10 protein-coding genes are annotated in these 14,302 nt (G+C 75.7%); 7 read left to right on the forward strand and 3 right to left on the reverse strand.

Annotation, left to right across the window (positions count from 1 at the left end):
* The first annotated feature begins 2 nt into the window (after window positions 1–2).
* The 4 genes from P2H44_RS00285 to P2H44_RS00300 all read left to right on the forward strand — a co-directional run bounded on the left by P2H44_RS00285 (window position 3) and on the right by P2H44_RS00300 (window position 5,824).
* Window positions 3–1,976: a hydantoinase B/oxoprolinase family protein gene (locus tag P2H44_RS00285; protein WP_275761409.1), complete on the forward strand. Its 1,974-nt coding sequence runs from the start codon at window positions 3–5 to the stop codon at window positions 1,974–1,976.
* A 145-nt stretch (window positions 1,977–2,121) separates the two neighbouring features.
* The gene (locus P2H44_RS00290) at window positions 2,122–2,991 is read left to right on the forward strand and encodes an FAD binding domain-containing protein (RefSeq protein WP_275761410.1); all 870 of its coding nucleotides are present in this window, start codon (window positions 2,122–2,124) and stop codon (window positions 2,989–2,991) included.
* Window positions 2,988–3,515: a (2Fe-2S)-binding protein gene (locus P2H44_RS00295; protein ID WP_275761411.1), complete on the forward strand. Its 528-nt coding sequence runs from the start codon at window positions 2,988–2,990 to the stop codon at window positions 3,513–3,515. Before P2H44_RS00290 ends, P2H44_RS00295 begins: the two co-directional genes overlap by 4 nt.
* Window positions 3,512–5,824, forward strand: coding sequence for a xanthine dehydrogenase family protein molybdopterin-binding subunit (locus tag P2H44_RS00300; protein ID WP_275761412.1), 2,313 nt, complete (start codon window positions 3,512–3,514; stop codon window positions 5,822–5,824). Before P2H44_RS00295 ends, P2H44_RS00300 begins: the two co-directional genes overlap by 4 nt.
* Before the next feature lie 27 nt (window positions 5,825–5,851).
* Here the strand turns inward: P2H44_RS00300 and P2H44_RS00305 are convergent, their stop codons facing one another.
* On the reverse strand, window positions 5,852–6,844 hold the full coding sequence (locus tag P2H44_RS00305) for a helix-turn-helix transcriptional regulator (protein ID WP_275761413.1): 993 nt from the start codon (window positions 6,842–6,844) through the stop codon (window positions 5,852–5,854).
* 158 nt (window positions 6,845–7,002) lie between these two features.
* On the opposite strand from P2H44_RS00305, the gene P2H44_RS00310 reads away from it, so the two are divergent.
* Together P2H44_RS00310 and P2H44_RS00315 are read left to right on the forward strand one after the other, a co-directional pair.
* Complete coding sequence (locus tag P2H44_RS00310; protein ID WP_275761414.1) at window positions 7,003–8,127, forward strand: metallophosphoesterase family protein; 1,125 nt, start codon at window positions 7,003–7,005, stop codon at window positions 8,125–8,127.
* Window positions 8,124–10,736, forward strand: a complete 2,613-nt coding sequence (locus P2H44_RS00315; protein ID WP_275761415.1) for an AAA family ATPase — start codon at window positions 8,124–8,126, stop codon at window positions 10,734–10,736. The genes P2H44_RS00310 and P2H44_RS00315 overlap by 4 nt, the downstream gene beginning before the upstream one ends.
* Window positions 10,737–10,901: 165 nt before the next feature.
* Here P2H44_RS00315 and P2H44_RS00320 read toward each other — a convergent pair whose 3' ends face one another.
* Together P2H44_RS00320 and P2H44_RS00325 are read right to left on the reverse strand one after the other, a co-directional pair.
* Window positions 10,902–11,879 carry a zinc-dependent alcohol dehydrogenase family protein gene (locus P2H44_RS00320; RefSeq protein WP_275761416.1) on the reverse strand — a complete coding sequence of 326 codons (978 nt, stop codon included), beginning with the start codon at window positions 11,877–11,879 and terminating at the stop codon, window positions 10,902–10,904.
* 121 nt (window positions 11,880–12,000) lie between these two features.
* A complete protein-coding gene (locus P2H44_RS00325; protein WP_275761417.1) occupies window positions 12,001–13,053 on the reverse strand; it encodes an amidohydrolase family protein in 1,053 nt (350 codons plus the stop codon).
* A gap of 428 nt (window positions 13,054–13,481) precedes the next feature.
* On the opposite strand from P2H44_RS00325, the gene P2H44_RS00330 reads away from it, so the two are divergent.
* Entirely contained in the window at window positions 13,482–14,270 is a 789-nt protein-coding gene (locus P2H44_RS00330; protein WP_275761418.1) for an IclR family transcriptional regulator, read from the forward strand.
* Window positions 14,271–14,302 lie beyond the last annotated feature (32 nt).

Consider the following 14,302-nt stretch of genomic DNA (forward strand, 5'->3'; position numbering starts at 1 on the left):
CCATGGACGATCTCAGCAAACAGAGCCTCGACCCGGTCACGTTCGAGGTCCTCAAGAACAGCTTCATCACCTCGGTCGACCAGATGGCCGAGCGGATGCTGCGGACGTGTTATTCGTTCGTCATCTACAACCGCGATTTTTCCAACGGGCTCCATGACGCGGAAGGAAACAGCGTCGCGCAGGGCAACCAGGACATCGCGGTCCACGTCGGAACCCTGCACTACACCTGCAAGGACGTGCTGCGGTACTTCGAGGGCGAGATGCTGCCCGGCGACGTCTACGCCATCAACGACCCCTATGCGGGGGGCACGCACTTCTCGGACGTCCGCCTCGTGCGGCCGATCTTCGACGACGACGCGCTGATCGGCTTCTCCCAGTCCAACGGCCACTGGTCGGACCTGGGCGGGACCGTGCCCGGCTCCTTCGACGTGATGTCGCGCCAGATGTTCGGCGAGGCGGTGCGCATCACCCCCGTGAGGCTCTTCCACGGCGGCCGCTTCTGCCGGGACGTGGCGGACCTGATCGCCAACAACACCCGCGACCCGGGTTCGATCATCGGCGACATCCACTCCCAGGCGCAGGCGACCCAGGTGGCCGAGCGCGACGTGCTGCGCCTGGTGCGCAAGTACGGCCGCGACCAGGTCACCCAGGGCATGGCCGAGGTGCAGGACTACGTCGAGCGGGCGATGCGCCAGCGCATCGCTGCCCTGCCCGACGGGACCTGGGAGACGGTGGACTACATCGACCGCGACCCCTCCCAGGGGGAGGGGATGATCCCGATCCGGATCAAGATGACCATCAAGGGGGACGAGATCCTCTTCGACTTCGAGGGCTCTCATCCCACCATCGCGTCGATGTACAACTCCGCCCCCGGCGCGACCTTCTCGGCGGTGGTGGCGGGGACCAAGACCTTCTTCCCCGACCTGCCGCTGAACTCCGGCTTCTACCGGGCGATTTCGGTGAAGGCGCCTCCGGGCTCGATCGTCGCCGCCGAGTGGCCCACGGCCGTCACCGGCTTCCTGATGCCGTTCGAGAAGATCATGAACGCGATCTTCGAGATGTGGTCCCAAATCATGCCCGAGCGCGCCATCGCCTGCGCCTTCAACCTGGAATACCTGCTGTGCGGCGGGCGCGACCTGCGCAAGCCCGAGAAGCCGATCTTCATGTTCTACGAGTGGCTTCCCGGCGGCTGGGGCGGGCGCAACGGCAAGGACGGCTCGGACGTCACCACCGCCTGTTTCGGCACCGGCCTGATGTCCCAGCCCAACGAGGGGAACGAGCGGGTGAACCCCACCCGCACCCTGCGCTTCGACATCCTCCAGGACTCGGCCGGGCCGGGGAAATGGCGCGGCGGCACGGGGGTGCAGAAGACGTCGGTCCTGCTGGAGAACGAGGCCTCGGTCATGTCCTACATCTGCGACCGCGAGCGGGCGGTGGTGTGGGGCGTGGAAGGGGGCCTGCCCTCGATGCCCCACGGCCTGACCCTGACGCCCAAGGCGACCGGCGAGGACGTGTGGCTGGGCTCGGTCTTCTCGAACTACGAGGTCGCGACGGGCGACGTCTTCGCCCGGCCCACCGCCGGCGGCGGCGGCTTCGGCGATCCGCTGGAGCGGGACCCCGAGAAGGTGCTGCTGGACGTGGTGGACGACTACGTCTCGATCCGCCGGGCGGCGCTGGACTACGGCGTGGTGATCCGGGAGATCGACGCGGACCTGTGCGAGTACGAGATCGACGCCGCGGCGACCGAGACGCTGCGCGCCGAGATCCGCTCGCAGCGCGTGGGCTGGGCCCGCAAGGACCCGGCGGAGGTCGCCGCCCTCTACCAGGCGGGCGAGATCGACGCGATGGACGCCCTGCGCCGCTACGCGGTGATCCTCGACTGGAACACGGGCGAGCTGCTGCCCAAGTCCACCGCCCAGTTCCGCGAGAGCTTCGAGAAGCGCACCGTGGCCCACTGGGCCGAGGCCGCCGCCTGAGGCGATGCGGGCGGCGCGGCGGTCCCGTCGCCGCGCCGCCCCCTCCGACCGGAGGCCGCCGCCCGTGCCGGGGCGGCGCCGCCGCGGGCGCCCCGGACCGGTTCCGGGGCGCCCGACCCCCCGTTCCCGGATCGAAGGACGCCGGATGCCCCCCGCTCCCGCCGCCGCCGCGCCCCGCTCATTGCTGATCCCCGCCACGATCCCCGCGGCGCTGGAGGCGCAGGCCGCCGGCGCGCGGCTTCTGGCCGGGGGCACCTGGCTGATGCGCGCGCCCCTGCGGGGCGAGGCCCTGTCGGGCGACTTCGCCGCGCTGCACGCGATCGAGGAATTGCAGCGTCTTGACCTCTCGCCCCAGGGCGCCGAGATCGGCGCGGCCGTCTCCCATGCGCGGCTGGCGCAGGCGCTGGACGGGCTGCCGGACCTCGCGCCGCTGGCGGTCGCGGCGGGCGCCTCGGCGAACCCCGGCGTGCGGCGGGCGGCGACGCTGGGCGGGAACCTCTGCGCCGTGGACTTCCCCGCCGCCGACCTCGCCTGCGCCCTGCTGGCGCTGGAGGCGGACGTGGACCTGGAGCGGCTGTCGGGCCCCGGCCGCCTGCCCCTCGCCCGGTTCCTGGAGACGCGGGCCGAGGCGCTGCCCGGGGCGCTGGTGGCGGGCGTGCGCATCCCGCGCCGGCCGGGGCGGCTGGGCGCGCATGTCCGCCTGCCCCTGAAGCGGGCGGGGGATTACCCCGTGGCGATCCTCTCCCTGACCGCGGACCTCGTCGACGGCCGGCTCGCCCGGCCCGTCGTCGCCGTCGGCTCGGTCGAGGCCGCGCCCCGCCGCTGGCCGGAGCTGGAGGCCGCGCTCGAAGGCGCCGCTCCGGACCCCGCCGCAGGCGCAACCGCCGCCGCCGGGCTGCTGGGCGGCTTCGCCCCCCGCGACGGGGTGGAGGCGCCCGGCTGGTACCGGGTCGAGGTGCTGCCCGCCCTCGTCCGCCGCGCGCTCGGCGCCCTGATCCAGGAGATCCGCCCATGATCCGCCTGCGCGTGAACGGCGAGACGCGGGAGCTCGACCGCGACCCGATGACCCCGCTGATCGACCTGCTGCGCCGCGACCTGGGCCTGACCGGCGCCAAGGCCGTCTGCCGGGAGGGGTTCTGCGGCGCCTGCACGGTGCATGTGGAAGGGGAGCCGCGGCTCGCCTGCCTCACGCCCGCGGGGCTCGTCGAGGGCGCCGAGATAACCACCATCGAGGGGCTGGGCCGCAACGCGCCCCCCTCGGTCGCGCCGGTGGAGGGGACGCACCCGGCCCTGCCCACCGCGCTGCAACGCGCGCTGCTGGAGGAGGACGCGGTCCAGTGCGGCATGTGCTTTCCCGGCATGGTGATGGCGCTGGCCCCGGTGCTGGAGGCCGAGCCCGGGATCGACCGCGAGGGCCTTCGCCGGGCGCTGACCGGCAACCTGTGCCGCTGCACCGGCTACGAGCGGATCCTCGACGCCGCCCTGCGCGCCCTGCGGCCCGAGACCGAAGCCGCGCCTGCGCCGGAGGCCGCCCGATGAGCGCCGACCTGCCCTCCCCCGTCATGGACCTGCCGCGCCGGGATGCGCGGGACAAGCTGACCGGCGCCGCGCGCTACACCGTCGACCGGATCGGGGCGGGGATGCTGCATGCGGCCGTGCTGCGGGCCGAGGGGCCGGCGGGGCGGATCGTGCGGCTGGACCTCGCGCCCGCGCTCGCCCTGCCCGGGGTGCGCGCGGTCGCGGGCGCGGCCGACGCGCCGGGGCTGCACGGGATCGGGGTGGCGGATCATCCGCTGTTCGCCCGCGACCACGTCCGCCACCCCGGCGAGGCGCTGGCCGCCGTCGCCGCCGACACGCCCGAGCAGGCGCGCGCCGCGCTGGCCGCCATCGTCGTCGAGATCGCCCCCGACCCCGCCGCCCTGACGCTGGACGAGGCGCTGGCGCCGGGCGCCCGGCTGGTCCACCCCGACTGGCGCGCCTACGCCTCGCTGGCCGAGGGCGGGAACCGTCGCGGCAACATAGCCTGGGAGGCGCGGGTGGAGCGGGGCGAGGTCGACGCCGCCTTCGCCCGCGCGGACGTGCGCGTGGTCGAGAGCGTCTTCGAGGTCGGCCGCCAGTCCCACGTGCCCTTCGAGCCGCGCGCCGCCATCGCGCGGTGGGAGGACGGGCGCGTGCATATCGAGTGCTCGACCCAGGCGCCCTGGACCGTGCGCCGGGTGACGGCGGCGGTGATGGGGATCGCGCCGAGCCGGGTGCGGGTGACGGTCCCGCCGGTGGGCGGGGGCTTCGGGCTGAAGTTCGACTGCACGATCGAGCCCATCGCCGCGGTGCTCGCCCGCAAGGCCGGCCGGCCGGTGGCGCTGGAGCTGGACCGCGCCGAGGAGGCCGCCACCTGCCTGTGCCGCGAGAACGCCCGCATCCGGGTGCGCAGCGCCATCGACCCCGCCGGCGCCATCGCCGCGCGGGAGGCGGAGGTGCTGATGGACTGCGGCGCCTACGGCGGGGAGCAGGTGTTCCTGACCTCGATGACCGCGCATACGCTGGGGGGGAACTACCGGCTGGGGGCGGTGCGGCTGGTCAGCCGGGCGGTCTACACCAACACGCCCCCCAACGGCGCCTTCCGGGCCTGCAACGGCGTCTACTGCACCTTCGCGCTGGAACGGCACACCGACGAGATCTGCGCCCGGCTCGGGCTCGACCCGCTCGAATTCCGGCGGGCGAACGTGCTGGGGGACGGGGACCTGGGGGCCACTGGGCAGGTGTTCCGCGGCGACGTGCTGGGCCCGATGCTGGAGCGGATGGAGGCGGCCTCGGCCCCCGCCCGCCGGCTGGAGGCGCGGGCGGGGCTCTTGCCGGACGGGCGGCTCTACGGCCGGGCCTCGACGGTGGGGACCTGGTTCGTCTTCGTCGGCCCCTCCTCGGCCACCGTGCACATGCATGACGACGGCTCGGCCACGCTGGTGACGGCGGGGGTGGAGATCGGCTCGGGCTCGATGGCGCAGGGGCTGCCGCAGATCGTGGCGGCGCAGCTCGGCATCGCGCCTGACCGGGTGGTGGTGCGCCAGGCCGACACGGACGCGAGCGGGCTCGACATGGGCGTGGGCGGCGGGCGGACCACCGTCTCGCTGGGGGCGGCGGGGATCGAGGCCTGCGCGGCGGTGCGCGCGCAGCTGCTGGAGGCGGCGGCCGAGATCCTGCAGACCCCGGCCGAGGGGCTGGTCCTGCGCGACGGGCGGGCCGAGATCGCGGCCTCCCCCGGCGCGGGCGTGCCGATCCCCGAGCTGGTGGCGCGCCGCCAGGCCTCGCACGGGCCGGTGGCGGGGCACGGCGCCTACACCGCCCCGGGGGAGCCCGCCCTGCCCGGCTGCGCGGCGGGCCATTTCCTCGAGGCGATCGACATCCCCGTCCACGCCGTCCACGAGGCCGAGGTCGCGGTGGATCCCGAGACCGGCCATGTCGAGGTGCTGGCCTACCGGGTGGTGCAGGACGTGGGCCTGGCGCTGAACCCGCGGGCGGTGCGCGGCCAGATCCAGGGCGGCGTCGCCCAGGGCCTGGGCTATGCGCTGCACGAGGAGGTGACGCTCGATCCCTGCGGGGCGATCCGCCAGACGGGGTTCGAGAGCTACCGCATCCCCGGCGCGCTGGACGTGCCGGCGGTGGAGGCGATCCTGCACGAGGGCGCGCCCTCGCTGGGGCCGCTGGGGATCAAGGGGGCGGGCGAGGTCCCGATCCTCAACGTCCCCGCCGCCGTCGCCTGCGCGGTGTCGAACGCCGCCGGGGTCGCGGCGAACGCCCTGCCGCTGACGCCGCCGCGGGTGCTGGCGCTGCTGAAGGGGCGGGAGGGGTAGGGCGCCGGCCGTCCGGCGCCGGGCGCGTCAGGGCAGCACCTCGAAATCGCTGCGGCGGTGGTCCTCGACCATGCGGCGCAGGGGCTCGGGGGCGAGGACCTCGACCGAGTCGCCCCACTGGTAGAGGTGCCAGGCCATCTCGGTCCAGCCGGCGGCGGAGAAGCGGACCACGAGGCCGCCGTCGGGCTGCTCCTCGACCTGCTGGTCGGGGTGGAAGACGAATTCGCGCGCGTGGGCGGCGGCGCGGGGGGCGAAGCGCCAGACGACCTCGCCGTATTCGCGCGCCGACTGGAACAGGCCGAAGGCGCGGGCGGCATGGGCGTCGATGTCGAAATCGGGGTCGCGGGCGAAGCTCTCCGCCAGCGCCTCGGCCTCGTGGATGCGGTCGAGGCGGAAGTGGCGCAGCTCCGGCCCCCGGTCGGGCTGGCGGGCGACGAGATAGCGGCGCGGCCCGACCAGCAGGCCGTGGGGCTCCACGATCCGCGGAACCGGCGGGGCGCCGCCGGGGGTGACGTAGAGGATGCGCAGCCGGAACGGGCCCTTCAGCGCATGGGTGACGGTCGCGGCCACCGCCGGGTCGATGCGGGTGCGCGGACCGGGGCGGGCGACGAAGCCGCGCGCCTCGAGCAGCGCCTCGGCGTCGCTTTCGGCGCGCCGCGCCTCCCGCGCCGGGGCGTTGGCGATCAGCCGGTCGCGCAGGCGACGCAGCGCGGCGGCGTCGGCGGCGGTGTCCCCGCGCTCGGCCGCGCGGATCGAGATGTCGAGCGCGGCCAGCCCCTCGTCGTCCAGGCCCTGGTAGCGCGCGGGCCCGAGGTCGCGCAGCTTCCAGGCGCGGCGGCGGTCGGGCAGGGCGCGCACCTCGACCTCGCCGAAGCAGTCCTCCAGCGCGCGGACCATGCGCTGGGCGGTGCGGTGGTCGACGTCGAAGGTCTCGGCGATCTCCTGCAGGGTGACGCCGCCGTGGCGGGCGGCCGACATCTCGGCCAGCTGCAGGAGCTGGCGGGCCTTGGCGAAGGACATCGGAGGGCCCCTGACTCTTCCATGACGGTTCCGGTCATGGTTGATGGCAGGCGCGGCGCGTCCGCGCGAGGGGGAATCGCCCCTCGCCCGCGATGCACGACAAGTTTCGCCACCCCAAATGGGCAGAGTGCCCCCTCGATCCCCAACCGCATGAGCCGATGACCGCCTTCCGCTTCCTCCACGCCTCGGACCTGCACCTCGGGCGCCGCTTCTCCACCTGGCCGGAGGAGATCCGCGGCCGCCTGGCCGAGGCGCGCCACGCGAGCCTGGCGCGGCTGGCGGCGGCGGCGCGGGCGCACGGGGCGCGGCACGTGCTGGTGGCGGGCGACGTGTTCGATTCCGAGACCCCCTCCGACCCCGTCTGGCGCCAGGCGCTGGCGGCGATGGGGGCGGAGGCGGACCTCGAGTGGCGCCTGCTGCCCGGCAACCACGACAGCCTGGCGGCCGAGGCGCTGTGGGACCGGGTGCGCGTCCGCCTGCCCGCGAACGTGCACGTGGCGATGGCGGCCGAGACGGTGGAGCTCGCCCCCGGCGTCGCCCTGCTGACCGCCCCCGCCACCCGCCGCCACCCCGGCCGCGACCTGACCGAGTGGTTCGACGCCGCCCCGGATCCGGGCGGGATCCGCATCGGGCTCGCCCACGGGGGCGTGGCGAACTTCGGCGAGGACGACCCCCGCGACGTGATCGCCCCGGACCGGGCGGAGCGGGCGGGCCTGGATTACCTCGCGCTCGGCGACTGGCACGGGCGGGTGCGCGTCGGTCCGCGCACCTGGTATCCCGGCGCGCCGGAGCGCGGCGGCTTCCGCCATGCCGGGCGGGGCGAGTGCTTGGCGGTGACGATCCCCGCCCGCGGCGCCCTGCCCGAGGTCGCGCCCGTGCCCGTCGGCGTCTTCGCCTGGGCGGAGGAGGAGCTGGCCCTGCTGCCCGGCGTCGACGCCGCCGAGGAGCTGGAGCGCCGCCTGCCCCCGCCGGGAGAGCGGCGCGAGACCCTGCTGCGGATCCGCGCCACGGGCCGCGCCGGCCTCGCCGAACGCGCGGCCCTGCAGGCGGCGGCCGAGCGCCACGCGCCCGAGTTCGGGTTCTTCGAGCTCGACGACGCCGCCCTGTCGCTGGAGGCCGCGCCCGGCGACCTGGACGAGATCGACCGCGCCGGGGCCCTGCGCGCCGCGGCCGAGGCGCTGGACGCCCAGACCCGGGACGAGGCCCTGTCGGCCGCCGAGCGCGAGGTGGCGCGCGCCGCGCTCGCCCGCCTCTTCGGCCTGCTGCGGGAGGAGGAGGCATGAGGATCCGCGCCATCCGCCTGACCGACGTGCGCCGCTTCGACCGCCCGGTGACGGTGGAGGGCATCGGCGACGGTCTGAACCTGCTCTCCGCGCCCAACGAAAGCGGCAAGTCCACGCTGTTCGACGCGCTGCACGCCGCGTTCTTCCTGCCCCACCGCTCCCAGGCGAAGGAGGCGCGGGGCCTGCGCGCCCGCGTCGGCGGCGCCCCGGAGGTGGTGGTGGAGGTCGAGACGGCCGAGGGCCGGTTCGAGATCGCCAAGCGCTGGCTGTCGCGCCCCATGGCCGAGCTGCGCGCCCTGCCCGCCGGCGGCGGCGCGGCGCAGCTGCTGTCCAAGGCCGACGAGGCGGAGGCGGCGATCGCCCGGCTGGTCGGCGGCGGCGCGGACGGCCGCGGCCCCGCGGGCCTTCTGTGGGTGCGCCAGGGGGAGCGCGGCTTGGGCGACGATGCGGGCCTGCGGCGGGACCTGCTGTCCTCGGTCACCGGCGAGGTCGAGGCGATGACCGGCGGCCGGCGCATGGATCGCGCCCGGGCGCGGGCGCAGGCCGAGCTCGACGCGCTGGCCACCGCCACCGGGCGCCCGCGCACCGGCGGCCCCTGGAAGGCCGCGCAGGACGAGGCGGAGGCGCTGGAGGCGGAGGTCGCGCGGCTGGAGGCGGAGGTCGGGCGCCTGCACGAGGATCTCGACCGTCGCCGCGCCCTGCGCCGGGAGCTCGCCGAGATCGTCGAGCCCGCCGCCGCCGCCGCCCGCGAGGCCGCGCTGCGCGACGCCGAGACCGCCCATGCCGCCGCCGAGCGCCATGCCGAACGCCTGCGCGCCGCGCTCGCCGCCGAGACGCTGGCGCGCCTGACGCTGGAGAGCGCGCGCGGCAAGCTCGCCGGACTGCGCGCCGCGGAGGCCGAGACGCAGGAGGCCGGGACCGCCGCCGCCGCCGCCGCGACCGCGCTGGCGAAGGCGCGGGAGGAGCGGGAGGCCGCCGCCCGCGCCCTGCGCGCCGCGCGCGAGGCCGCCGCCGCCGCCGCAACGGCCCGCGCCGAGGCCGACCGCCGCCTCGCCCGCGCCCACGACGCCGCCCGCGCCGAGGACCAGCGCCGCCGCCGCGCCGAGCTGGCCGAGACCCTCGCCCGCGCCGAGGCCCTGCGCGGGGAGCGCGAGGCGGCGGAGGCCGAGGCGCGCCTCGGCCCCGACGCCCGGGCCCTGCGCCGGCTGGAGGATCTCGCCCGCGACCTGCGCGACCGCCGGGCCGCCCGCGACCGGGGCGCGGCCTCGATCGTCCTGCGCCACGCGCCCGGCGCCGAGGGGGGCGCGACCCTCGACGGCGCGCCCCTGCCGGACGGGGAGCGGGTGGCGATCCCGCAGGGCGCGGTGCTGGAGCTGCGCGGCCTCGGCCGGCTGACCATCGACCCCGGCCGCGGCGCCGACGACGCCGGCGCGGTGGAGGCGGCGGAGCGGGCGCTGGCCGAGGCGCTGGCCGCGCTCTCGCTCGACACGCTCGACGCGGCTCGCGCGGCGCATGAGCGGCGCGAGGCCGCCGAGACGCGCCGCCGCGTCGCCGACGCGAAGCTCGCGGCCCTCGCCCCCGGCGGCCTGCCCGCCCTGCGCGAGGCGCTCGCAGCCCTCCCCGAGCCCGCCGCGGATGCGGATGGCGACGCCGGCGCCCCGCCCCTGCCCGAAGCGCAGGCCGCCGCCGAAGCCGCCCGCGCCGCGCAGGAGCAGGCCGCCGGCGCGCTGCAGGCCGTGGACGCCGACGACCGCGCCGCCGAGCAGGCCGAGACCCGCGCCGCCGCCGCCGCGGACGCCGCCGCCGGGCGCCTCGCCCGCGCCCGCTCGACGCTGGAGGCGCTGGAGGAGCGGGACGCCGGGGCCCTCGCCGCCCGCATCGCCGAGGAGGAGACGGCGCTCGCCGGGGCCGAGGCCGCCCGCGCGCGGCTGGAGGAGAGCGCCCCCGACCTGGCCGCAGCGGAGGCCGAGCTCGCCCGCGCCCGCGGCGTGGTCGCCAACGCCGCCCAGGCGCGCGAGCGGCTGGAGAAGACCGAGGTGGAGCTGAGCACGCGGATCGAGCATTTCGCCTCCGACGCGGTGGAGGAGGAGCTGGCCGACGCGCGCGCCCGTCTCGCCCGCGCGCGCGCCGCCCGCGACCGGCTGGCCTTCGAGGCGCAGGCGCTGACCCGGCTGCTGGAGGCGCTGGACGCCGCGCGCTCGGCCGCGCACGACCGCTGGTTCGCCCCGGTGATGGCAGAGCTGCGCCCCCTGCTGGCGCTGCTGTGGGAGGATGCGGAGCTGCGCTTCGACGAGGCGGAGGTGGCGCCCGCCGCCCTGATCCGCCGCGGCGCGGACGAGCCTTACGAGACCCTCTCGGGCGGCACGCAGGAGCAGATCGCGATCCTGGTGCGGCTCGCCTTCGCGCGGATGCTGGCCGCGGGCGGCCAGCCCGCGCCGGTGATCCTGGACGACGCGCTGGTTCACACGGACGACGACCGGATCGAGCGGATGTTCCGCGCCCTGCACCGCCAGGCGCGCGACATGCAGATCCTCGTGCTCAGCTGCCGCCAGCGCGCCTTCCGCGACCTCGGCGCCCGCGCCCTGGAGATCGCCCCCGCCCCCGACTGAGCGCCGCGCCCGCCCCCAGGCGCCCGCCCGCCCCACGCGCCGCGGGGAGCGCCTGTTCTTGGGTGAGTCAGGAGCCCGCCGGAGGCTCCCCCCTTCCAGACCGGGGCGCGCCCCGCGCCACGGGCCCAAGCCCGCCTGCAGGGCGCCTCCGTCCCCCGAACGCCGTCAGGCGTCCGGGTGCGCGTCGGTGATCAGCAGGATCTTGCCGTCGCGCGCGTCGCGGGCCGCGTGGGCGACGGCCTCGGCCGCGCGCTCCAGCGGGTAGCGGGCCGCGACCGGGGCGCCGATGTCGCCGCTCTTCAGGCGTTCGACCAGGTAGGCGTAGGTCTCGGCGACGCGCCCCTTGGGCTGGTCGCGGAACCACTTGGTCAGCCAGAAACCCTTCAGCGTCACGTCCCGGAAGACCAGGTGGGCGGGGTCCATGCGGCAGGGCTCGCCCGACAGCAGGCCGTAGTTGGCGATCACGCCCCCCGGCGCCATCAGCTTGCCCAGCGCCTCGGTCCCCCAGCCGCCGACCGCGTCGAAGGCGAGCTTGGCCTGCGCGGGCGCCGCGGGGGGCGGGCCTTCGCCGTCGTGGACCAGCACCGCGTCGGCGCCGAGCGCGTAGAGCCGCTCCTCCGGCCCCGGTCGGCGCACGATGTTGATGGTCTTCAGGCCCAGCGCCTTGGCCAGCCGGATCACGTTCACGCCCACGGCCGAGTTGGCGGCGTTCTGCGCCACCCAGTCGCCGGGCTCGAGCGCCACGATGTCCTTGAGCATCGCCAGCGCCGTGGCGGGGTTCGCCTTGAGCATCGCGGCCTGGTCGAGGTCGGCCCCCTCGGGGATCTTCACCACCGCCGCGCGCGGCAGGGTCATCCGCTCGACCCAGGCGGGGCCGGGCAGCGGGATGGCGAGGTCGCCGACGGCGAGGTCGTCGACCCCTTCCCCGATCTCCATCACGCGGGCCACGCCCTCGGCGCCGGGGATGAACGGGGGCTCGGGCTTCACGCCGTAGCGGCCTTCCAGCAGCAGCAGGTCGGCGGGGTTCACCGACATCGCCAGCATCTGCAGCTTCACCTCGCCGGGGCCGGGGGCGGGGGGCTCGGGCCGGTCCGCGAGGCCGACGGCGGCGAGGCCGTCTCCGGTGGCTTCGACGACGCGCATGATCTTTCCTCCGTCTGGAACCTTTGGCGCGCAAGGGAGCGGGGATCGCGCCGCGGGTCAATCCCGCGGCGCGTCCCGATCAAGGTCCGCGCGCCCCGGTCGTGGCGACAGGCCGGCAGCGTCAGGCCGAGGGCAGCGCCACCCGGTAGACGCGCGAGGCGGTGCCGTGGAACAGCGCGGCCTTCTCGTCGTCCGAGGCGCCGGCGGCCACCCGCTTGAGGGCGTTCCACAGGGTCGCGTAGGTGCAGGCGCCGCGGTCGACGGGGAAGTTGCTCTCCATCATGCAGCGATCCGCCCCGAAGGCCTCGATCACCGGCTCGATCCAGGGCGCCCAGGCCTTGGCCAGCACCTCGGAGGAGGCCGGGGGCTCGGACAGGAACCCCTCGAGGTTGCAGAAGGACATCGCCAGGCCGCCGAGCTTCACGGTCACGTTGGGACACTCCGCCAGCGCCTTGATCGAGGCGAGCCAGTGGGGGCGCCGCTCGTCCAGGGTGCCGGCCCAGCGGCCGATGTTCACCGGCGTGCCGACATGGTCGAGGATGATCGAGGTGTCGGGGAAGGCCCGCGCGAGGTCCACCACGTCGCCCAGCTGCGGCTCGAACACCCAGGCGTCGAAGCTCAGGCCGAGGCGCTGGAGGTGGGCGAAGCCCTTGCGGAAGGTGGAATCGAGGTAGAGCCCCGCCGGCGCGCGCCCGTGCATGGGGCCCGAGACGGCGCGGTCCTCGTCGTTGGCGCCCACGTTGCGGATGCCGCGGAAGCGGTCGGGGGCGCGGTGCATGTGCGCCTCGAGCACGGCGCCGGCGAGGTCGCCCAGCATCAGGTCGACCCGGCTGACGATACCCGCGCACATCCGCTTCGGCCCGAACTGGCCGCTGGCCGCCAGCGCGCCGATGCCGTTGGCGAACTCGGTCTCGCCCAGCGTGTCGAAGCCCTCCGGCGCGTCCGCCCGGTAGAAGGCGCGGCAGTCCACGAACACCGTCGCCCGCACGTCGTGGCCCGAGTTCATGTCGGCGAGCATCTCGTCGAACATGTAGTCGGGGACCATCTCCAGCACCTTGTTGAACCCGTGCACGGGCGGCTGCTCGTGCGAGGCGCGGCCGACCCACAGGTGGTGGTGGGGGTCGATGATGGGCAGGTCGGGCTCGAGGATCTCCTCGCGCGGGGCGTCGGTCATGGGCGTCTCCTGGTCCTGGGGCCGCTCCGCTCCGGGCGTGGATAAGGCGACCTTCCTGTTTCGGGACATGGAAGGCAGGCGCGGCGCGGGAGGGCAAGGTTTTTCTCGGCCGGCCGGTCAGAACGCGGGCCGGGCGCCCGGGGCGCGGAATCGCGACACGGGCCGTATCGTTTTCGGACGCAGGCCGCTTGACATGCGGTCCAGACATTACGAGCATGAACGCAATTCGGCCGCATCGAAATTCGATATGGCCGGGACGCCGCGGGCCTTCCGGTCCGGGCTCGCCGGCACGAACGGACGGACGGCTTCCGCTTCCCCCTTCTCGCCGCGCCGCCTCCTCGTCCTCGCGGTTCCGCGGGGGATGAACGCATGTTAAGGGCTCGGCGATACCGGGCCCCCAGCCCCCCAGCCCGCAGTCGAGGACGCGTATGAGCCAGCCGCACCGCTTTCCCACCATCGACGACCGCCTGTTCCTTCAGTCGGTCAGCCGTGCGCTGGACGTGATCGAGGCCTACGCCGCCTCGCCCCGTCCGATGTCGCTGGGCGAGATCGCGGAGGCCGCGGGCATCAACAAGTCCGCCGCGCAGCGCATCGGGCAGACGCTGCTGTCGCGGGGCTACCTGGAGCAGACGGACACCGGGCGGCTGAAGCTGGGGCGGCTGTTCCTGGACCGCAGCTTCGACTACCTGCGATCGAACGAGCTGATCGAGCGGGCGACGCCGATCCTGACCGACCTGCGCAAGGCGGCGGAGGAGCGGATCGACCTGTCGCTGTTCGACGCGGTGAACGACAATCTCTCGATCGTCTACGCCACGCGCCTGCAGTCGAAGCGCGAGACCTTCTACGCCACCCTGTCGGGCCGCCGGCAGCCGAGCTTCGCGACCTCCGGCGGGCGGGCCTGCCTGGCGCTGCTGTCGGACGAGGAGGTCGAGGACATCCTCGAGCGCTCGGTGATGGTGCGCTTGACGCCCAGGACCGAGGTCGACCGCGCCGCGGTGCGCGAGACGATCGAGGAGGCGCGGCGCGACGGCTACTGCCTGGCGGTCGAGCAGGCGCTGCTGGGCGAGATCGCCGTGGCCGCCGCGATCCGCGACCGCGAGGGGCGCCCGGTGGGGGCGATCCACATCGCCGGCTCGCTGTCCGAATGGACCGAGCCCGACTTCCGCCGCCGCTTCGCCCCCATGGCGATGGAGGCCGCGGGCGCGCTGAGCGGCTGAGCCGGGCGGCTTTCATTCGCTAGCGCAGCTCC

The organism is Albimonas marina (assembly GCF_029223255.1).
Lineage (GTDB): Bacteria > Pseudomonadota > Alphaproteobacteria > Rhodobacterales > Rhodobacteraceae > Albimonas.